Consider the following 19351-nt stretch of genomic DNA (forward strand, 5'->3'; position numbering starts at 1 on the left):
TGCGGGGAGACAAGCGCAGTTGTGGGGAGGCCAGCGCAGTGAAGGGGAGAACAGGATGAAAACGAAAATAGCTGCCGCTGCGGCTGCGGTGCTCTTTAGCCAATATGGATGGTGCGCTCAGGATGTGATGGATGCCAGAAGTGATGCGATGGGCGGCACTGGGGTTGCCTCGGCAAGTTTGGCGTCGGCGGCATGGCTCAATCCGGCGCTTATGTCGCTGCCAGAGTATCAAACGGGCGATGCGGCCTTGCTTATTCCTGTGCTTGGCGCCGAGGTCGCCGACAAAGACAACCTCGCCGACAAGTTCGACAGCCTTGAAGACAATTACGATGGCCTGGATGCGGCCATCGACAGCGGTGATGTGGACGCCATCGACCGTTACCGCAGCTTGCTGCTTGCCGACCTCAAGGGGCTGGATGGCAACAGCGGTTACGCCTCGGCGGGTATAGGTGTCAGTTTTACCCTGCCATCCTCTGGCATCAGTTGGGGGCTCTATTACAAGAGTTACCTTGATGGCATTGCCCTTGCCGATGTCAGCGATGCTGATCTTTTGCTGCTCGAAACTCTCGACCCGGAAAATCCGCCAGCCCTTGAGGACTTAACCTCGCAGGGGCGGGTGATAGCCGGAGCCCAATCGGAGCTTGCGCTGGCGGTCAGTGTTCCGCTTTCTATCGTCAATATGCCGGTAACGGTTGGGTTAACCCCAAAACTGCAGCGTATCGACAGCTTTAACTATGCCGTCAGCGCCAATAATTTTGATGCCGGTGATTTTGACAGTGACGATTACCGCAACAACGAATCGGGCTTCAACCTGGATGCGGGTATTGCCATACGTCCGCTCGAAAACCTTACCTTTGGGCTTATTGGCCGTAACCTGATTGAGCGGGAACTGGATACGGTTGAATCTGAAGGGGTAATGGCAACCTATCGTGTTGGCCCCATGGTCACGGCCGGGGTGTCTTACCGGATGGGGGCGTTGCAGCTCAGCACAGATTTGGATTTAACCGACAACGAGAAATTCGTCGGTCTCGATGGCACCAAATACTGGCGCGTTGGTGGCGAGTGGCAAGCGTTTGACTGGCTGGCACTTAGAGCCGGTTATCGGCACGATATCAATGATTTGACCTCTGATATCTACTCGTTTGGCACCGGCTTTAGCATAGGTTCGGGTTTCAAGCTGGATTTAACCGGCATGTGGGGCGAGGACGATGCCTTAGGCGCTGTGCTGCAAAGCTCTTATCACTTCTGATTGCCTCAGCTATGCCTTTGTTGCCGGGGCAATGCTTGTCGCTCTGCAATAGTTAAAGAAACAATTGTTAGCGAAGCAAGTGCTAGAGAAGCAATGGATAGGGAAGCAAGTACTGAGAGAGGGCGCTGTTAAAGCGACCCGAGTCTTACAGGGTCGCGAGTGAGCGCAGCGTCAGCAACAAAGCGCTGAGACTACATAAAACCAGGGTGGCGACTCTGGTTTTTTGTTTATCTACCCGCCCAAGCAGCAGGCCCGCCGCCAAATAGCCTGCAACTACGGCAGGAAGCAGCAGCACTGCCCAAAGCAGGTGGCGGGATGTCACCAGGCCTGAAACCGCGAGTATGCCAAGGGCTATCATGGAGCTGAAGATAAAAAACGCCGACAGCGCTGCGCGGAATTTGTTGGGGTCTTTACCCGCGAGCAAAATCGCCATCGGCGGGCCACCGATGGCGGCTATGGTGCCGAACACCCCTGACACTGTGCCTGCGATAAACAGGGTCAGCCGATTGACCGGCGCGCTGATGCGGCAAAGGCTTAAGGCCACCGCCACAAATACGATGGCTGCAATGGCAAGACCAAGCACGGGTTTGGGGGCGTAAAGCAGCAGCGTAGCGCCAAGAATTCCGCCCGGGATGCGACCGAGCAGGGCATATTGCAGGCCGCCAAACTCCAGCGCGCTGCGCTCACGCAGAAGGGTCAGCAGGGCGATGGAAAAGCCCATCAGGATCACCGGCACCGGCACTAAATCCGGCTCAACCAGATAAAGCAGCGGGCTTGCCACGACCGCAAGGCCAAAGCCAATCAGACTTTGGATAAGCGCGCCGGTAAAAATAATCAGCAGCGCAAGGCCGAGGGTGAGGCCATTGATTGTTTCAGGCAGAAGGCTGGAGATGGCAAATTCGGGTGGCACTGCGGGTGTCCTTACAACGACACTGTTGATTCAATATAACGGCACTGGCGATACGACATAACCGATAAAGCCGCTGCACAAATCGCTTGGCGAATCTCACAGCGATGCTGATGACTGATAATTAAATAAACGCGTAAACAAAGGGTTAAACAACGGGTTAAACAACGGGTTAAACAAAGCGCTCAGGGAAGGCTAAATGAAACAAGGACCCGTCAGGGTCCTTGTGACTAAAGCCGGGGGCTTATTCCATGTCTTCCCACTCGATGCCCATTTCATCCATCAGGCGCTTGGCATCGGCCGGGATTGAGTCGGGTCTGTCTTTGGACAGGTCTTCATCGTCAGGCAGTGGCTGGCCGGTGTAGGCATGCAAAAATGCTTCACACAGCAACTCACTGTTGGTGGCATGGCGCAGGTTGTTGACCTGGCGGCGAGTGCGCTCGTCGGTCAGGATCTTCAACACTTTCAAAGGAATGGATACGGTGATTTTTTTCACCTGCTCATTCTTTTTGCCGTGCTCAGCGTAGGGGCTGATGTAATCGCCATTCCATTCAGTCATCGACTCACCTAGTTTATTCAAAAATTCGCAGGAGATTTTAAACCCTTACAAACTACAGTCAAATTATTGCTGCGAAATCGCCCCAAACATCAACAGATTTCCTGATGTTTGGACGTCTAAACGTCTTGATGCCTATTGACGAAAACCGGGGTGTTAGGTAAATTTAGCCGTCCAGACATCTTTATTTCCACGGTCGAGTTTTTACAGGAGCAGAGAATGACACAGCGCAAAGCAGCCACCATCGCGGTGCGTCAGGGGATCGAAAGCGACACCCAACACGGTGCCATTGTTCCGCCTATTTATCTGTCGACCAACTACTCGTTCGACGGCCACAAAAATCCGCGTAAATTCGATTATAGCCGCTCGGGCAACCCGACCCGCTGTATTCTCGGCGAGGCGTTGGCAGAGCTTGAGCAAGGCGCCACCGGCATTGTGACCTGCACCGGCATGGCTGCCGTGACTCTGGTGACCAGCCTGCTCGGACCTGACGATTTACTGATTGTTCCCCACGATTGCTACGGCGGCAGCTACCGCCTGTTTACCAATCTGGCCAAAAAGGGCGCCTTTAAGCTGTTGGTGGTGGATCAAACCAACGCAGCCGCCCTTGCCGATGCCATCGCGCAGAAGCCGCGCATGGTGTGGCTCGAAACCCCGTCCAACCCGCTGCTGCGCGTTGTTGATATTGAGGCCATTGCCGCCGCCAGCCACAAGGTCGATGCTCTGGTGGTGGTAGACAACACCTTCCTGTCGCCGATTTTGCAGCAGCCGCTGCTGCTTGGCGCCGACATTGTTATTCACTCCACCACCAAGTACATCAACGGCCACAGCGATGTGGTCGGCGGCGCGGTGATTGCCAAAGACCCAGAGCTGGGTGAAACCCTGCACTGGTGGTCAAACGCCCTCGGTCTGACCGGCGGCGCCTTTGACAGTTACCTTACCCTGCGCGGCATCCGAACCCTTGGTGTGCGGGTGCGCGAGCATCAGGCCAACGCCCAGCGTATTGTTGAGGTGCTGAAAAACAGCCCGCAGGTGAGCAAGATTTATTACCCCGGCCTTGCCGACCATCCCGGCCACGAGATTGCCGCAAGACAGCAGAAAGGCTTTGGCGCTATGCTGAGTTTTGAGCTGATTGGCGGTGAGAAAGAAGTGGTCGCTTTCTTGGACGCGCTTGAGCATTTCAGCGTGGCCGAAAGCCTTGGCGGCGTTGAGTCGCTGGTTGCCGTGCCTGCCACCATGACCCACAGAGCCATGGTGCCTGAGGCCCGCGCCGAGGCCGGAATTAAAGACACCCTGCTGCGCTTGTCAGTGGGGATTGAAGATGCTGAAGATTTAGTGGCCGACATCAAGGCCGGTCTGGCTGCTGTTGCAGCCTGTTGAATAGGAGTCAGTCATGGCGCGTTGTCATTTGCATAAGTTTGGTGGCTCCAGTCTGGCCGATGCGGATTGTTATCGCCGCGTAGCGCATATCCTGTTGACCCAGGGTCACAGCGACGATCTGGTGGTGGTTTCCGCCGCCGGCAAGACCACCAATTTCCTGTTTAAACTGCTGTCGCTCCGCGACGCCGGTGAGCTGTGGCAGGAAGAATTGCAGGTGCTGATAAGCTATCAGCAGGGATTAATCGAGCAGCTGCTCAGTGCCGAGCAGGCGCGTCATCTGCGCGAACGCTTGTCTACCGACAAGGCGCATCTGGTGAGTTTGCTCTCGCTTCAGAGCCTCAATGACTATCAAATCAATCAGGTGGTCAGCTTTGGTGAGCGCTGGTCTGCACGGCTGATGGCGGCGCTGCTGCGCGAGTCCGGCGTGGCGGCAAGCCATGTGGATGCCTGCAGCATTCTGGTGGCCGACGAAGGCGCCGTGCCCATTATCCGCGAGCAGGAATCCCGCGCCAAAGTGCAGGCGATGCTCAGCGACCATGAAAACGAGCGCATTGTTATTACAGGTTTTATTTGCGCTAATCCGGCCGGTGAAACTCTGCTTTTGGGCCGTAACGGCTCTGACTTTTCGGCTACCCTGATTGCAAGCCTTGCCGACATCGACCGCGTGACCATCTGGACCGACGTGGAAGGGGTGTTCAACGCCGATCCAAACAAGATTAACGATGCCAAGCTACTGAAAAGCATGTCGCTGGCAGAAGCCGATCGCCTGGCGCGCCTTGGCTCCCCTGTGCTGCACAGCCGCACTCTGCAGCCGCTGTTTAATACTCAGGTGAGCATGGCGGTGCGCTCAAGCTATGCGCCGCACACCGATTTTACCCTGGTGGCGCCAACCAGCTCTCAGGCCAGTGCGCCTGTGGTGACCAATCTGAATGAAGTGGCGCTCTTTACCATCGCCATCGAAGGTGATGCGCAGGAGCTCTTGGCAGCGCTGAGCGATGCCGGCATTACGCCGCTTGCCCACTGGCAAAGCACCCGTGGCAAGCTTGAGCTGGCCTACACCGCCGAAAACCAAAAGCAGGTCAGTGCCTTCCTTAAACACCACAGCGACAGCTTTGCCGTGGGTGAAGTGCTTGTCAGCACCGACCATGGTCTGGTGGCATTGGTGAGCGCCGACTCTGTGCTGTATCGCAAAAGCTTTGCCCGCCTGTTGAGCCGTGAAGCCAAGCCGCTTTATCACGATGGCCTGAGTCTGGTGACACTGGTGCCTAAATCGCAGGTTAACCTGCTCACTCAAAAGGTACATCGCCGCTGCGCCGGGCCACGTAAACGCATCGGTGTGGTGCTTTTGGGTGTGGGCAATATCGGTGAGGCCTGGGTAAACCTGTTTCGCCGTGCCCATGGCAGCCTGTGCCGCGAACTTGAGGCCCGTGTTGAGCTGGTGGGGCTCGTCAGTTCGTCCCGCGCTTACATCAGCGACAGCGGTGTGCATCTGGATAACTGGCAGCATGAATTTGACGAGTTCGCCACCGATTGGCAGTACGAGCAGTTGTTCGATGCGCTCTCGGCGCTGAATTGCGACGAGCTGGTCGCGCTCGATATCAGTGCCAGCGCCAGTCTGACCCTGCAATACCCTGAGTTTTTCGCTCGCGGCATTCACGTGGTCAGCGCCAACAAGCTCGCCGGTTCCGGCCCGCTGCCGTTCTATCGTGACCTTAAGCTGCAACTGGGTAACCGCCGCCTGTACTGGCGTTACAACGCAAGCTGCGGCGCCGGATTGCCGGTGCAGCATGCGCTGAACGATCTGCACAACAGCGGCGATACCGTTGAGGCTGTGGGCGGTATTTTCTCCGGCACCCTGTGCTGGCTGTTTGAGCATTATGATGGCAGCCGGCCGTTTTCTGAATTGGTGCTTGAGGCCAAGGGCCTTGGCATCACTGAGCCGGATCCACGCGACGACCTTTCTGGCCGCGATATGCAACGTAAGCTGCTTATCCTCGCCCGTGAAATTGGTCTGGAGCTGGAGCTTGAAGACATAGAAGTGAAATCACCTGTGCCACAGGCACTGGCGGAGTTGCCGCTGGATGCCTTCCTTGCCCGCATTGCGGAGCTGGATGCGCCCATGTTGCAGGCGCTCGAAGCCGCCGCGGCCGAAGGCAAGGTGCTTCGCTACATAGCTGCGCTTGATCGCGCCGGTGGCAAGGTGAAGGCCGAAGTGGGTTTGCAGTGGGTGGATAAGGCTCATCCCTATGCCAATCTGACGCCGGGCGATAACGTGTTTGTGGTGCGCAGTGCCTTCTATCAGGGTAACCCACTGATTATTCGTGGCCCGGGTGCTGGCCGTGAGGTGACTGCCGCAGCCGTTCAGTCGGATCTGGTGCAGATCTGCCGCGATCTCTTGCAGGATTGATTTCATAACTAACTGAATAACAGGGACTCTTTTGAGTCCCTGTGTTTTTTCTGCCTTTTTGTGGCGAAAAGGCTGAATCAAGCTCATTTTTTAACTTGACTTGAGCAGCAGAATCTCTAGTATATGGCCATATAGACGTCCAAACGTCCGTTGAATGAGTTGAGGGATAGAGAAATGGCTTTTCACCACGCACAACATGCAAATTCGCTGAACCAGAATCTGGCTGAGGTTGGCGATATCAATGTGTCTTTTGAATTTTTCCCGCCATCAACTCCTGAAATGGAGCAGATCCTGTGGAACTCTATTCGCCGTCTTGAGCCGCTTAACCCCAAGTTTGTGTCTGTAACCTACGGCGCCAACTCCGGCGTACGCGACCGCACCCACGGCGTGATTGAGCGCATCCAGAAAGAAACCCAACTGGTGGCCGCGCCGCACCTGACACTGGTCGATGCCAGCGACGAAGAGCTGCTGGCATTGGCGAAATCTTACTGGAATCAGGGTATTCGCAATATTGTTGCCCTGCGTGGCGACCTGCCGGCCGGCAGTCCCAAGCCAACCCGCTTTGCTGCTGATTTGGTTCGTTTGCTTAAAAGCGTGGCTGACTTTGATATTTCGGTGGCGGCTTACCCGGAAGTACACCCTGAGGCGGCCAACGCCCAGTCAGACCTGATTAACCTCAAGCGCAAAATTGATGCCGGTGCCAACCGCGCTATTACTCAGTTTTTCTTCGATGTGGAATCTTATTTGCGCTTCCGTGACCGCTGCGTAGCGGCCGGTATTGATGCCGAAATCGTGCCCGGTATTCTGCCGGTGACCAACTTTACTCAGCTGAAGCGTTTTGCTGCCATGACCAACGTCAGCTTGCCGGGCTGGCTGCATCGCCAGTTTGAAGGGCTGGAAAACGATGCCGGTACCCGTCAGCTGGTGGGCGCCAACGTGGCTATCGACATGGTAAAAGTGCTGGCCCGCGAAGGGGTGAAGGATTTCCACTTCTATACCCTGAACCGCGCCGAGCTGACCTACGCCATCTGCCACACGCTGGGCGTAAGGCCAAAATAACGCGCTCAGGCTAAGGCTCCCTCGGGAGCCTTTCTTTTAGCTGCTGAAAATATTATGGTTTAGCTTTGATTACTGACGGTAAAGGATGCCCGCCATGATGGATAAGCTAAGCCATCACAAAGAAAAGCTAACCGAGCGCGCAGAAAAGCGAATCGAGCGCGAAACACAGCCAGCCCAGCACGAAACTAAGCTAGCCCAGCACGAAGCAAAGCTGCCCATGGATGCGGCCAAGTTCATCTTGTCGTTGTCGCTGCTGCTGGCGTTGTATTTGTTAAAGCCCGAGCCGGTTTCGGCGGTGGTAATGGTCATCTGGCTGAGCACCCTGGTGTACTGTGTCTTGTCCTTCTGCACTCTGGGGTATCGTCTGGTCATGCTACTGCGCTACACCCGTCAGCGAGGCTGAATGTCAGATAAATCATATTGCCCCCTTTGTCAGCAGGCTAACCGCTGCGCCATGGAACTCGGTCAACCCATTGAGCACTGTTGGTGCAGCCGGGCCGAATTTCCCAAGGCGCTGCCTGCCGACCTAAGCGCTTGCCTTTGCCCTGAATGTGCTGCCCGACTTGCCAAACTGGAGAAATTGCAGCTAAAACAAGTGACATAAGCGCCTGCGCCGCAGCGCAAACTGTTTGGTGGCAACATGCTAAAAAAATTCCTGCTGGTATTGCTTGTCATCACAGCTGCGCCTTTTGTGGCGGCGCTGTTTATCAAATCCGACTATCAGGTGGTTGCGACCCAAACCATCAATAAGCCCCTCGGCGAGGTTTTTGATTATCTGCGTTTTTTAAAACATCAGGACGAATTCAGCGTTTGGGCGCAGATAGATCCGAACATGCGCAAAAGTTATCGCGGTGTGGATGGTGAGGTGGGTTTTGTCAGCGCCTGGGATAGCGATAATCCTGACGCGGGCAAAGGCGAGCAGGAAATTATTGCCCTTGAGAGCGAAAGACGCATCGACTATGCACTGCGGTTTATCGAACCTTTCGCGTCAAATGATAAAGCCTACCTGACCACCGAAGCGCTCGGCGATGGCCAAACCAAGGTGAGCTGGGGCTTTGTTGGTCATCTCGATTACCCGATGAACCTGCTCATTCCCTTGATGGACATCGAAGCCATGGTGCAAAAGGATTTGGAAACCGGCCTTGCCAACTTAAAGCAGCGGCTTGAGCGGTAACAGGCAATTTTCTGGTTAAGCTGTTCTTGGTGTTAATTAAATGTTGTAATCATGGCGGTGTGGCCGATGGTGGTTAGTTTGATGCTTGAGCGCTGGTCTCGGTGCATCTTTGGCAAGTGAATGAGGAATGTTATGCGCAAGTACTTAGGGATGAGTCTGATGCTGCTGGTTGTGGCTGGTTGCTCAAATTTATCATTCAAAACCAATGTATTGGAAAATACCCAACGCACGCTGTATGCCAATACTGTTGAGCTGTATACCCAGGATGAGATATTTCGTCACCAGTATCAAGGGCTTGGTGAGGTTGATGCCGTTGCCTGCCAAACATCACATCATCCCAACTTTGTGATGCCGAGTTTTGAGTCGCTGACCAAAGACTTAAAATTGCAAACTCAAAAGAAGGGCGGCAATGCGCTGGTGCTGCATCAGTGCCGTGACAGCAACTATGCAGGCTGCATATCCTATCGGGAATGTGTTGGATATGCCTATGCGATTGAAGAGTAACGCTCCGTTTCTGCGTTAATGCGACCGCTGTAAAAAAGGATGCCTCGGCATCCTTTGCTGTTTTTGCGGCGTGCCAATTTGGGTTCAGTCGGCCGGCGCGTCGAATTCGGTGTCCTCGATGGTTGGGAACATGGGTTCGACATTGGGCAGAATTTTAAACTGGCGCTGGAAGTGGCGCTGCACCCCTTTGAGGTTGATGTTGCCAAGGCCGGTGGCAAAGCCGAACCAGGCATAGAGGCCGCTGTAATCGTCAAACATCGGCGGCAGGTATCTTGGCGCCGTGAGTATGCCTTCGCGGTAGGCAAGGTAGAGCACCGGAATGTCTTCGATGGCGAGCTTGCCCAAAAACAGCATGGGAATGAGCTCGGGGATGCCGGAGGCGATGGCGCTGCGGATAAAGTTGACGTTTTCCACATAGCCGCGCACATAGGAGATATCCTTGGTAAAGCAGCTGCCACCTTCCACCATGCCGCCGCGAAATACCCGCTGGGTGACGCGATAGCTGTCTTTGCGGCTGAGGTTCTGATCGCGAAAATAGCGGTACACTTCAATAAAATCAGCGCCTTTCTCGGCCATGTCCACGGCGGTTACCCGATCGCTGATGCGTCTGGCGCGCCCCGGCGTTGAGCTTAAGGTCAGCATTTCCATCAGTACTGCCAGGCCTTCCTGGGCAGCAGCAACCCGCGGTGAACCCACACTGAGCCAGGTGGCATGGGGCTGCGCACGGCCATTGAGGGTAGTGCCAACGTGGACCCAGCCTTCATGCACTTCGTACACGTTCAAATCGGCGCGGCTGAACATGGCTTTGGAGTTGATTTTGACCGTATCGCCACCCACGGCAGCATCGGAAACGATACCGTCACTGAGTTTGACCCGCATATCATCGCTGTGGAAATAACCGCTCAGACGCGACCCCAGGTGTGCCACGGCGCTGGCGGCATCAATCTCTTTGGGATGTTGTTTGTTCATGTGCGCGGCGGCGGGCAGCGAGAAGATATAGCTGAGTCGGTCGCCCAGTTGTCTGAGCGTGTGGCGGTCGCCATGGAGCTTGTTACTGGCGGAGCCATAGAGCATTTGGCTTAGTTTGCCAAACTGAGGCGTGCCGCGGTGACTGAGCATATCGATAACCAGCCGGTATTGGTCGAGGTTGGCGACCAACAGTTGTCCAAGCTGGTCACTTTTGCCCAGTGTACGCTGGATTTCCTGCTTGAGGCTTTTCAGCTCGCGCTGGGTGGCGTGGGTATCAAAGGGCAGGGTGAGATTGTCGTAAAAGGCTTTATCGACAGCGGGTAAGGCTTTGGCGCCACTGTCGAAGAAACGCTGTTCCAGTTCGCGGGGCCACTTGATGGCATCAAGGATTTTAATCGGTGCCTGCAGGCTTATCAGGCGATCGGAAAAGTGTCGCAGGTGCGCACAATACTGGGCTTTTGCGTCGGTCATTGGCTCTGACTCTGGGGAGTGTTCTTCGGATAATGATAGCGCCATTAGCAGGTTGGAACCACCTAAGCAACTGAATTGGCGCGATGAAAACAAATCGGCCAGGGAATGCAACCCTGGCCGTTGGGCTTAGAGGAAATCATCCTCATCGACACCCAGTGCTTTTCGAAGCTCAGCGCGTTCGAGATAGTCATCCAATCGCCGCTTCACCTCGCGCCTGTGTTTGAGTGCACTGGCGGCCTGGGCGTTCTTGGGCGAGGTTAACTCCTCAATTTCGCTGTCTTGGGGCAGGACTTCAACGATACGAGCCATAACGAATTCCTCCTTAATTGCCTTACCGTCTTTCTAACCAGTTTGCGCCTTGCAGAAAAGCAAAAAAAATTTGTTGTCTGGTCAAAAAAATCTCGCTTGTACGCTCGTGTCAATCCATGGACTGAGCCAGATAGCGGCCTGTAGCAAGGGCTTATTTAATCCTTACTAATAAAGTCGGATATTTCGCCTTGCGCAATGCGTTATTTGAACCAGACTCAAATGAGCGGAAAAAGGCATTTTCTGGGATGACCGTTACTGTAAAAGGATGAACACTTTGGCAACCCCTGCTCCCATCTTTCAAATTCTCGGCTTCAAAGCGCCAGGGTTCGTCTGGGGAGTGCTGTTTGTGTCCATGGTGTTTTCTTTTACTGGCTGGTTTCTATTTGATCAATATATTCAAGGGCGTGGAGTTGAGCGCTTCGACGATGCGGCCAAGGATATGCGCGAGACCATAGCTGCGCGGATGCTGGTGTATGAGCAGGTACTGCGCAGTGGCGTGGGCCTTTTTAAGGCGTCTGAGTCTGTCACCCGTGAGGAGTGGCGCCGCTTTGCCGATAACGTGAAGTTGCAACAGTATTACCCTGGTATTCAGGGCTTGGGCTTTTCAAAGGTTGTACCCGCAAGCAAGCTTACTGAGTTTGAGCAGTCTGTCAGAGATCAGGGGTTTCCAAATTTTAAAGTCACCCCTGTTGGGACGCGTGATTATTACCATGCGATTGTTTTTCTTGAGCCTTTTGATTGGCGCAATCAACGCGCTTTTGGTTATGACATGTATACCGAGCCCAGGCGGCGTAAAGCGATGGACTGGGCAATCACCACCGGCAATGCCGCCATTTCGGCAAAAATCACCCTGGTGCAGGAAACGCACGAGGATATACAGGCTGGTTTTTTGATGTATCTGCCGCTGTATAAGGGCGCAGCCCGGGAGCCGGTCTCTGTTGAAGGTCTGGTGTATGCGGCGTTTAGGATGGAGGATTTGATGCGCGGCATTATTGGCACCAAATTTCCGAAGCTCATCCTCGAAGTGTATGACGGCGGCAAGATAAGTGTCGATGCGCTGATGTTCCGCTCTAGTACCGAAGGCGGTTGGCGCTATCAATCCCAGCAAGTGCTGGAACTCGGTGGTCACAGCTGGCTGCTTAACATGGGCAGCATCGATGAATTTATTACCGATACCGAGAAGCTCCAAAGCCGACTGATGCTGTTTATGGCGGTGGTTTTTGAGCTGCTGACTTTTTACTTTTTACTCAGCATTGCCCGCACCCGCCAAAAAGAAGTGTTGCTTGCCGATGAAGTGGTCGCCAATGAGCGTAGGTTCAGGCTGGTGGTGGAGGCCTCGCCCAGTGCGCTTATCATCGCTGACAGCAAGGGCATAATCACGCTGGTAAACATTCACACCGAGCAGCTGTTTGGCTACAGCCGGGACGAATTGCTGGGTCAGAGCGTGAACATGCTGCTACCTGCAGCGTCAAGGTCGGCTCACCATTCGCATATGGCCTCTTATCTGGCCAATCCCATCGCGAAAAAAATGTCCGTCCGGGATGAGCTTTACGGCCGTACCAAGCAGGGTCGGCTGGTACCCATAGAGGTTGGCTTAACCCCAATTCATTTTTCCACCGGCATCTCGGTACTCGCGACCATCAACGATATTTCGGTTCGCCGTAACATTGAGGCCCAGCGTCTGGCCCATACCCGAGAGCTTGAGCGGATTAACAAAGAGCTCGACAACTTTACTCATATCGCGTCCCACGACCTTAAGTCCCCCCTGCGTGGCATAGATCAGCTGAGCATGTGGCTCGAAGAAGATCTGGCCGGCAAGCTTGATGAAACCTCGGCGCGGCACCTTGCGCTTATCCGCAGTCGTATCGCGCGAATGACGCAACTGCTCGATGGACTCTTGTTTTACTCGCGCATTGGCCGGATTGAAGATGCGCTCAAACCCATAGAGCTGTGTGAACTGGTGCGGGACACCTTTGCACTGGTGGCGCCGCCATCGGGATTTGAACTTAAGTTGGACGCCGCGCCGCTACCGTTAATCACCGCAAGAGAGCCGCTCGAACTGGTGCTGCGAAACCTCTTCTCCAACGCCATAAAGCACCACGACCGCGGCGCCGGCGAGATATCTGTGAGCTGGAATGTCATTGATGGCATGGTGGAAATTTGTGTCGCCGATGATGGGCCGGGTATTCCAAAGGAGTATCAGGAAAAGGTGTTCAATATCTTCCAGACCCTCAAAACCCGGGATGAGGTCGAAGGGTGCGGTTTGGGGCTGTCACTGGTTAAAAAAACCGTTGAAAGATACGGTGGCAAAGTGTGGCTGGTATCTGAAGGCCGAGGCTGTCAGTTTTGGTTTTCCTGGCCTGAACATATGGAAGCAAGCAAATGAATGAAGAAAGTTACCCTGAAGTCGTGCTGTTTCTGATTGACGACGACGAGGTGGATTACATGGCCGTTAAGCGTGCTATGGCACAGATGCGGCTGATCAATCCATTGATCCGCGCGAGGGACGGCCAGTCGGCACTGGAAATGCTCAAAAGTGGTGAAGTGAAGGGTGCCTTTGTTATCTTGCTGGATTTGAACATGCCACGGATGAACGGGCTTGAGTTTCTGGATGTGCTGCGCTCGGATCCGCAGTTGTCATCGTCGGTGGTGTTTGTGCTGACCACGTCCCGATCTGACGAAGACAAGGTTGCAGCCTATCGTTTTAATGTGGCCGGTTACTTGGTGAAAAATAACATCAGAGAAGAGTTTTCCAACATTATTAATATGTTGGATGGGTACTGGCGCGTAGTGGAACTACCGCAGATTTAAGGAAGGGATATGAACCTTTTGCTGGTGGATGACGATGAAGTCGATCGCGAGATGATCATGCGGGCGCTGTCCCAGTCTGATCGTGAGTTTGTGGTCGCTCAGTCCTGTTACGCCAAAGATGCGATGGAAATGGTCGGCACGCAGCAGTTTGACGGCATTCTGCTCGACTATATGCTGCCGGACGCGAATGGCCTTGAAGTGCTCACCTGGCTGAATGACATCGGCAAGGAAGATTCGGCTGTGGTGATGATCAGCCGCTACGAAGACGAAAAGCTGGCTGAGCGCTGTATTGAGCTGGGCGCGCAGGACTTTCTTCTTAAGGATGAAGTGACACCGGGCCGACTGTGCCGCGCTATCATCAACGCAAGACAGAGATTCTCGATGGCGCGCGCGCTGCGCCAGAGTCATGAAAAACTCAAAGAGTTGGCAGAGCACGATTCACTTACCCGTCTGGTCAATCGCTACGGCTTTGAATTATGCCTGAACCGGACGTTGAGCCAGACCAAGCGCTGCCATGGCATGCTCAGTGTGATTCTGCTTGATCTTGATGATTTTAAAGGCGTAAATGACACGCTTGGGCATCAGGTCGGCGACATACTGCTGGTGGAAGTTGCAAGCCGTTTATCGTCGGCGCTTAGGGAAACCGATTTGATTGCCCGTATCGGCGGCGATGAATTTGTCGCACTTATCTGCGACCCTGACCCGGCCTACCTGCCATTTAACCTTGCCAAACGGCTGCTGAAAACCTTTGAAGCCCCGTTCAATCTGGGGGAATCCTCGGTCATGATTGGGGCGAGCCTCGGCATCGCCCTTTACGGTGAGTGCGCCGATACCGCCGATGAGCTGCTGAAGTGCGCCGATATTGCCATGTACCGGGCTAAAAACGAGGGCCGAAACCAGATCCAGTGTTACTCAGAGGAGCTTGAGCATCAGGTTCGGTATCGCACCCGCATCGAGCAGGGCCTCAGAGGCGCTATTGCCCGTAATGAGCTCAAACTCTTTTACCAGGGGAAATTCGAAGCCTCATCCGGCCGTTTGGTAGGAATGGAGGCGCTGCTGCGCTGGCAGCACCCTGAAGATGGCCTGCTGGCGCCGGACCGGTTTATGGCGATTGCTGAAGAGACTGGTCTGATGGAGCCCATAGGTGAGTGGGTGCTTGAAACCGCCTGTCATCAGGCGCGGGAGTGGCTGGATATGGTTGGCTATCGCATTCCCCATTTGTCGGTGGCCGTAAACTTTTCGGCATCGCAAATTGCCGCTGACAAGTTGCCCAAGGTGATACGGGATGCGCTGACCCGCTCAGGCCTTGCGCCGGAAAATCTGGAATTGGAAATCACCGAAAATGCGCTGATAAAGCGGCCCGAGCAAATTGCCGCAGCGCTTAAAGTGGTACGCGCCATGGGCGTGACGCTGGCGCTCGATGACTTTGGTACCGGCTATTCATCGCTGGATCATCTGATGCATTTTCCTATTCAGGTCATCAAGATAGACAAGAGCTTGGTGGCCACGGTACCTGAGGATGAAAAGGGCTGCCGCCTGCTGACAGCGCTTTTGAATTTCAGTCAGGGCTTTGGCATGGTGTCGGTGGCCGAAGGCATAGAAACCGAGGCGCAGGCAGCGTTTTGCGCCGAACATGGCTGCGACTTGCTGCAGGGCTATCTGCTTGGGCGCCCGGTAGATGCGGCGACCTTTGAGAAAGATGTACTACTGCCTGCCCTTGGTAAATATCTGGATGGCTGACTTGCCAGGCTGCGGATAATCCTCCAGAATTTTTTCATCTTCGATTATCGGCGGTTAATCCGCCCCGGTTTGCTGTCATGAAAATTGGCGTACTGTCCCAATTCCCCGAGCTTTATTCTACCCGCCGTCTTGTTGAAGCCTGTGAGTCCCGCGGCCATGAAGCGCTGGTGATTAACCCCATCAACTGCTACATGAACATCAACTCGGTGAAACCCAGCATTCATTTGGCCGGCGCTGAAGTGCCGCAGCTGGACGCGGTGATCCCACGCATTCATACCAGTGTGACCTTTTACGGCTGTGCCGTGGTACGCCAGTTTGAAATGCTGGGGGTATTTGCCGCCAATGATTCGATCTCCATTGCCCGCTCCCGCGATAAATTGCGGGCACTGCAATTGCTGTCGCGCAAAGGCATAGGTATGCCCATTACGGGGTTTGCCAACAAACCCCATGATATTCCTGATTTAATTAACATGGTCGGCGGCCCGCCGCTGGTGATTAAGCTGCTCGAAGGCACCCAGGGGATTGGCGTGGTGCTGGCCGAAACCCGTAAGGCGGCGGAGAGTGTGATTGAGGCGTTTCTGGGGCTTAAGGCCAACATCATGGTGCAGGAATTTATCAAAGAGGCCAACGGCAGTGACATTCGCTGTTTTGTGGTCGGTGATAAAGTGGTGGCGGCGATGAAGCGTCAGGGCCCTGACGGCGATTTTCGCTCTAATCTGCATCTTGGCGGCCATGGCGAGAAGGTACGGATCACCCCGCAGGAGCGTAAAACTGCAGTGGCTGCAGTGAAGGCGATGGGGCTCAGTGTCGCAGGGGTTGATATTCTGCGCTCAAACCGCGGCCCGCTGGTGCTTGAAGTGAATTCCGCCCCCGGCATTGAAGGCATAGAGCAGGCGACCGGTATTCAGGTAGCCGAACCCATAGTCGAGTACATAGAAAAAATGGTGGCGGCCCGTAAGGCCAACCACCAAGTGATTGCGTAATCTGCCGTTATTCTTGTTATTGTGCCCGGCCTGGCAAAGGTGTGGCTCGAAACGCGGCTGCGTTTACTGAGCTTTTCATAGGCTATCGCCGCACTTCATACATTGCTGAGCGGCTTTCGCCAAAGCGGGCCCTGTGCCAAAGCGCATCAGGTTGCCAAGCGCATCCTGTGCCAAAGCCAGTCAGCCCAGTGAAAAACCGTTAGATTGCAAAACCATAACTCCAGCGCAGCACCAGTTTGGTGTCGTCCATCTCAAGGTTGGTGTCGGAAAGCATAAAGCTGACATCGCCAAGGCTGGTGGTTTTGGTGAGTGTTGCCGAGTAATCGCTGTAGCTTGATTCGCCATACCAGCTGCTGACCATATCACCGCTGCTGTAGCCGTAATGCAGTCCAAAGGTCAAAGAATCTGTTACGGGGATGCTGACATCGGCGTACAGATAATCCATGTCTGAATCAGACAGGCTGTCATCCGCGATGTCATCGCCGCCATGCAGCACATAGGCGTAACCTAAGGTCAGCCACTGCCAGCTTAATGAGCCATAAAGCTCGCCAAAGTCCACGTCGCTGTCTGCATCAGGGTAACCGTAGTAGATGTAGCCCAGATCAAGGCTAATGTCCTCAGTCAGCTCGGCGCTGTAGCCGCCGTAGAGGTCAAGCTCAAAGCTGATGTCGTCACCAAAGTCGACATTGCTGCTCCACAATCCGGCATAAAAGCCGCTGTCGTGGCTGTAATCTATTCCGCCATCGACGGCGGTCGCATTCTGGGTTTGGCTTATACCGCGCCACAGGTAATTGGAGCTCAGGCCAATATTGCCATCGAGCGCAGCAAAGGCCTGTGGGCTGAGCAGCAGGGCGGTTATCAGCAAGCAGACTGGCGTTTTCATCATATTTCCCCTTATTGTCGCGATGTTTACTGTTCTTGTTTGGTCGGGGATGCTTTAGCGAGAGTTATGCCAATATTTAACTTATTGAATTATATCGATTTGATATTTATTGGTGCAGAGAGGAACCCAGGTTTGCCCAAGCGCTGCGCACAATTTGCACAAGCTTGGTGCGCAGGCAATAAAAAAGCCTCCACAGGGAGGCTTTAACGGCGACGCGAACTTACCGCTTAGTTTACGCTGTCACGCAGGGCCTTACCGGCCTTGAATTTTGGAATGGTCGCGGCTGGGATTTTGATTTCCTTGCCGGTTTGTGGGTTGCGACCAGTGCGCTCGGCGCGGGTGCTGGTTTCAAAAGAGCCAAAACCTACGATGGAGATTTTGTCACCGTCTTTCATGGCACCGGCAACGGCTTCTTCGAAGGATTTCAGAGCACGGCCAGCCTCGGCTTTGGTCAGGTCGGCGCTCTCGGCAATCTTGGCGATAAGTTCAGTTCTGTTCATAGCTAAATACTCGTCTTTCCGTGATTATTGTTATAAAACTCGCCTAACATGCCACAGCCCCAAACGTTTTGGAAGCGGTTTTCCTGCGCAAATACCGCTTGGGATCAATTTTCTGTGGCTTATTGGTTTTCTTAGTTTTCGTCGAGCAGCTGATACAGAATCCGCTTCACCATTTGCGGCTCAAATGGCTTGTCACACAGGGCGTTAACCCCGGCCTGGCTCACGTTTGCCAGATGGGCATCGTTGGCTTCAGACGACACCATCAAAATAGGAATGTGTGACTGCTGGCTTTCGCCGCGGATAAATTGGGTCAGCGCCAGCCCATCGACGCTGGGCATGTTGTAGTCGGTGACCACCAAATCGAACATTTGTCCGCTCATCAGTGCGATGGCCTCGCTGCCGTCGCAGGCTTCGGTCAGTTGCCGAATGCCAAGCTGAGTCAGGGTGCGGCGGATGATGCCCCGCGCCATGCGGCTGTCGTCTACCACCAATACGCGTAAGTCCTGCACATCAAAGTGCGCCAAATCCAGCTCATCGTGTGACAGCAGGTCGATAGTGGCGTTAAGCGCCTTACCCAAATGCTCCTTGCTGAAGGGCTTTGGCAATATCGCCACCACCCCTGACTGGCGGTAAATCTCCAACTGCTCACGGCGACACTCGCTGGAGACCAGCATAAACTGCACGTCTTCGCAGCCGCGCTGGTTTCGGATAAAACTGAGTAAATTCAGTGCGTCGCCATCGCTAAAGTGCATGGCTGACGCCACCAGATCGGGTTTATGGCGCTGCAGGATAAGCTCGGCGTTGGCGATTGAGGAAGCGGTTTCGATGTTCTCTATGCCTTCGGCCCTGAGGCGCGCCATGATGATTTTGCGCTGGGTGTCGGAGGGTTCAACCAGCAGAATCGATAATTCCTGGGGGGACAGATGATGCATTGCGCCTCTGAAATTTAAGTAAATTTATAATTATTAAAACTAGGCTTTAGCTTGCTCAAGATAGTTGCGGGTAGAGCGGTGAAACGCCACCCACCACTGAAACCCAAGCAGCAGCGCTGCGCAAAGGGCCACCACAGGTATAGGTAACTCGGTCTTGCCGATAAACAGCCTGGCATCCTCGGGGCTGATTCGGGTGGCAAGAATGGCGGTTACCCCCAGTGCGGCAAAGCCCAGGGTTTGCACCGCAATGTAAATTCTAAGGGCCCATAAGGCCCAAAAGCTTCGCAGCAAAATCCCGATAAGCACAGGGATAACGCCAAGGGTGAACATGTCCGGCGCGCCGGTGACAATCAGCCGGCCAATGGCAAGCGCAGTCAGCAGCACATACAGAACAAGCAGTAATAACAAAGGCATTGGCGGCAGTTTCATGGTGTTCCCCGGCAAATAAGTCGGCCAAGTTTAGAAAAAGCCGATGAGACAGTCCAGTTCGGTGTAAAATGGCGGCCAATTGCGGAGG

20 protein-coding genes are annotated in these 19351 nt (G+C 54.3%); 12 read left to right on the top strand and 8 right to left on the bottom strand.

Going from position 1 to position 19351, the window contains the following annotated elements:
• Positions 1-55 precede the first annotated feature (55 nt).
• Positions 56-1249 (top strand): conjugal transfer protein TraF, encoded by a 1194-nt coding sequence (locus KJI95_RS06335; protein ID WP_214506346.1) that lies wholly within the window; start codon positions 56-58, stop codon positions 1247-1249.
• Between the two features lie 145 nt (positions 1250-1394).
• Here KJI95_RS06335 and KJI95_RS06340 read toward each other — a convergent pair whose 3' ends face one another.
• Together KJI95_RS06340 and metJ are read right to left on the bottom strand one after the other, a co-directional pair.
• Positions 1395-2159: a sulfite exporter TauE/SafE family protein gene (locus tag KJI95_RS06340; RefSeq protein ID WP_432653783.1), complete on the bottom strand. Its 765-nt coding sequence runs from the start codon at positions 2157-2159 to the stop codon at positions 1395-1397.
• Positions 2160-2400: 241 nt separating this feature from the next.
• Complete coding sequence (metJ, locus tag KJI95_RS06345; protein WP_214506347.1) at positions 2401-2715, bottom strand: met regulon transcriptional regulator MetJ; 315 nt, start codon at positions 2713-2715, stop codon at positions 2401-2403.
• Between the two features lie 216 nt (positions 2716-2931).
• Between metJ and metB the strand changes: the two genes are divergently transcribed.
• The 7 genes from metB (at position 2932) to rcsF (ending at position 9236) form a co-directional block, all read left to right on the top strand.
• Entirely contained in the window at positions 2932-4092 is a 1161-nt protein-coding gene (gene metB, locus KJI95_RS06350; RefSeq protein WP_214506348.1) for a cystathionine gamma-synthase, read from the top strand.
• 13 nt (positions 4093-4105) lie between these two features.
• The gene (locus KJI95_RS06355) at positions 4106-6499 is read left to right on the top strand and encodes a bifunctional aspartate kinase/homoserine dehydrogenase II (protein WP_214506349.1); all 2394 of its coding nucleotides are present in this window, start codon (positions 4106-4108) and stop codon (positions 6497-6499) included.
• A gap of 174 nt (positions 6500-6673) precedes the next feature.
• Positions 6674-7558: a methylenetetrahydrofolate reductase gene (gene metF, locus KJI95_RS06360; RefSeq protein WP_214506350.1), complete on the top strand. Its 885-nt coding sequence runs from the start codon at positions 6674-6676 to the stop codon at positions 7556-7558.
• 94 nt (positions 7559-7652) lie between these two features.
• The gene (locus KJI95_RS06365; protein ID WP_214506351.1) at positions 7653-7961 is read left to right on the top strand and encodes a hypothetical protein; all 309 of its coding nucleotides are present in this window, start codon (positions 7653-7655) and stop codon (positions 7959-7961) included.
• Positions 7962-8162, top strand: coding sequence for a cysteine-rich CWC family protein (locus KJI95_RS19670; RefSeq protein ID WP_214506352.1), 201 nt, complete (start codon positions 7962-7964; stop codon positions 8160-8162).
• A 36-nt stretch (positions 8163-8198) separates the two neighbouring features.
• Positions 8199-8732 (top strand): SRPBCC family protein, encoded by a 534-nt coding sequence (locus KJI95_RS06375; protein WP_214506353.1) that lies wholly within the window; start codon positions 8199-8201, stop codon positions 8730-8732.
• A gap of 132 nt (positions 8733-8864) precedes the next feature.
• On the top strand, positions 8865-9236 hold the full coding sequence (rcsF, locus tag KJI95_RS06380; RefSeq protein ID WP_214506354.1) for an Rcs stress response system protein RcsF: 372 nt from the start codon (positions 8865-8867) through the stop codon (positions 9234-9236).
• 84 nt (positions 9237-9320) lie between these two features.
• Here the strand turns inward: rcsF and KJI95_RS06385 are convergent, their stop codons facing one another.
• The gene (locus tag KJI95_RS06385; protein ID WP_214506355.1) at positions 9321-10676 is read right to left on the bottom strand and encodes a flavohemoglobin expression-modulating QEGLA motif protein; all 1356 of its coding nucleotides are present in this window, start codon (positions 10674-10676) and stop codon (positions 9321-9323) included.
• 126 nt (positions 10677-10802) lie between these two features.
• Positions 10803-10985 (bottom strand): PA3496 family putative envelope integrity protein, encoded by a 183-nt coding sequence (locus KJI95_RS06390; protein WP_214506356.1) that lies wholly within the window; start codon positions 10983-10985, stop codon positions 10803-10805.
• A gap of 274 nt (positions 10986-11259) precedes the next feature.
• On the opposite strand from KJI95_RS06390, the gene KJI95_RS06395 reads away from it, so the two are divergent.
• From KJI95_RS06395 to rimK, 4 genes are all read left to right on the top strand, one after another.
• Positions 11260-13371 carry a CHASE domain-containing protein gene (locus KJI95_RS06395; protein ID WP_250885686.1) on the top strand — a complete coding sequence of 704 codons (2112 nt, stop codon included), beginning with the start codon at positions 11260-11262 and terminating at the stop codon, positions 13369-13371.
• The gene (locus KJI95_RS06400; RefSeq protein WP_214506357.1) at positions 13368-13796 is read left to right on the top strand and encodes a response regulator; all 429 of its coding nucleotides are present in this window, start codon (positions 13368-13370) and stop codon (positions 13794-13796) included. Before KJI95_RS06395 ends, KJI95_RS06400 begins: the two co-directional genes overlap by 4 nt.
• Before the next feature lie 9 nt (positions 13797-13805).
• On the top strand, positions 13806-15536 hold the full coding sequence (locus tag KJI95_RS06405) for a putative bifunctional diguanylate cyclase/phosphodiesterase (protein ID WP_214506358.1): 1731 nt from the start codon (positions 13806-13808) through the stop codon (positions 15534-15536).
• Between the two features lie 77 nt (positions 15537-15613).
• Positions 15614-16519: a 30S ribosomal protein S6--L-glutamate ligase gene (gene rimK / locus KJI95_RS06410; RefSeq protein WP_214506359.1), complete on the top strand. Its 906-nt coding sequence runs from the start codon at positions 15614-15616 to the stop codon at positions 16517-16519.
• A gap of 199 nt (positions 16520-16718) precedes the next feature.
• Here rimK and KJI95_RS06415 read toward each other — a convergent pair whose 3' ends face one another.
• The 4 genes from KJI95_RS06415 to KJI95_RS06430 all read right to left on the bottom strand — a co-directional run bounded on the left by KJI95_RS06415 (position 16719) and on the right by KJI95_RS06430 (position 19263).
• On the bottom strand, positions 16719-17402 hold the full coding sequence (locus KJI95_RS06415; RefSeq protein ID WP_432653784.1) for a TorF family putative porin: 684 nt from the start codon (positions 17400-17402) through the stop codon (positions 16719-16721).
• A 227-nt stretch (positions 17403-17629) separates the two neighbouring features.
• Complete coding sequence (locus KJI95_RS06420) at positions 17630-17902, bottom strand: HU family DNA-binding protein (RefSeq protein ID WP_214506361.1); 273 nt, start codon at positions 17900-17902, stop codon at positions 17630-17632.
• A gap of 131 nt (positions 17903-18033) precedes the next feature.
• Positions 18034-18834, bottom strand: a complete 801-nt coding sequence (locus KJI95_RS06425) for a response regulator (RefSeq protein WP_214506362.1) — start codon at positions 18832-18834, stop codon at positions 18034-18036.
• A gap of 39 nt (positions 18835-18873) precedes the next feature.
• Positions 18874-19263, bottom strand: a complete 390-nt coding sequence (locus tag KJI95_RS06430) for a hypothetical protein (protein ID WP_214506363.1) — start codon at positions 19261-19263, stop codon at positions 18874-18876.
• Positions 19264-19351 lie beyond the last annotated feature (88 nt).

The organism is Shewanella jiangmenensis, assembly GCF_018596335.1.
In the GTDB taxonomy this organism is placed as follows: Bacteria; Pseudomonadota; Gammaproteobacteria; order Enterobacterales; family Shewanellaceae; genus Shewanella; species Shewanella jiangmenensis.

Bases quoted from the DNA above. Each gene is read 5' to 3' on its own strand.
- KJI95_RS06400 (WP_214506357.1), top strand. From the start codon at position 13,368: ATGAATGAAGAAAGTTACCCTGAAGTCGTGCTGTTTCTGATTGACGAC.
- KJI95_RS06405 (WP_214506358.1), top strand. From the start codon at position 13,806: ATGAACCTTTTGCTGGTGGATGACGATGAAGTCGATCGCGAGATGATC.
- metB (WP_214506348.1), top strand. From the start codon at position 2,932: ATGACACAGCGCAAAGCAGCCACCATCGCGGTGCGTCAGGGGATCGAA.
- KJI95_RS06375 (WP_214506353.1), top strand. From the start codon at position 8,199: ATGCTAAAAAAATTCCTGCTGGTATTGCTTGTCATCACAGCTGCGCCT.
- metF (WP_214506350.1), top strand. From the start codon at position 6,674: ATGGCTTTTCACCACGCACAACATGCAAATTCGCTGAACCAGAATCTG.
- KJI95_RS06430 (WP_214506363.1), bottom strand. From the start codon at position 19,263: ATGAAACTGCCGCCAATGCCTTTGTTATTACTGCTTGTTCTGTATGTG.
- KJI95_RS06390 (WP_214506356.1), bottom strand. From the start codon at position 10,985: ATGGCTCGTATCGTTGAAGTCCTGCCCCAAGACAGCGAAATTGAGGAG.
- KJI95_RS06335 (WP_214506346.1), top strand. From the start codon at position 56: ATGAAAACGAAAATAGCTGCCGCTGCGGCTGCGGTGCTCTTTAGCCAA.
- rcsF (WP_214506354.1), top strand. From the start codon at position 8,865: ATGCGCAAGTACTTAGGGATGAGTCTGATGCTGCTGGTTGTGGCTGGT.
- KJI95_RS06415 (WP_432653784.1), bottom strand. From the start codon at position 17,402: ATGAAAACGCCAGTCTGCTTGCTGATAACCGCCCTGCTGCTCAGCCCA.
- KJI95_RS19670 (WP_214506352.1), top strand. From the start codon at position 7,962: ATGTCAGATAAATCATATTGCCCCCTTTGTCAGCAGGCTAACCGCTGC.
- KJI95_RS06355 (WP_214506349.1), top strand. From the start codon at position 4,106: ATGGCGCGTTGTCATTTGCATAAGTTTGGTGGCTCCAGTCTGGCCGAT.
- KJI95_RS06365 (WP_214506351.1), top strand. From the start codon at position 7,653: ATGATGGATAAGCTAAGCCATCACAAAGAAAAGCTAACCGAGCGCGCA.
- KJI95_RS06425 (WP_214506362.1), bottom strand. From the start codon at position 18,834: ATGCATCATCTGTCCCCCCAGGAATTATCGATTCTGCTGGTTGAACCC.
- KJI95_RS06420 (WP_214506361.1), bottom strand. From the start codon at position 17,902: ATGAACAGAACTGAACTTATCGCCAAGATTGCCGAGAGCGCCGACCTG.
- metJ (WP_214506347.1), bottom strand. From the start codon at position 2,715: ATGACTGAATGGAATGGCGATTACATCAGCCCCTACGCTGAGCACGGC.
- KJI95_RS06385 (WP_214506355.1), bottom strand. From the start codon at position 10,676: ATGACCGACGCAAAAGCCCAGTATTGTGCGCACCTGCGACACTTTTCC.
- rimK (WP_214506359.1), top strand. From the start codon at position 15,614: ATGAAAATTGGCGTACTGTCCCAATTCCCCGAGCTTTATTCTACCCGC.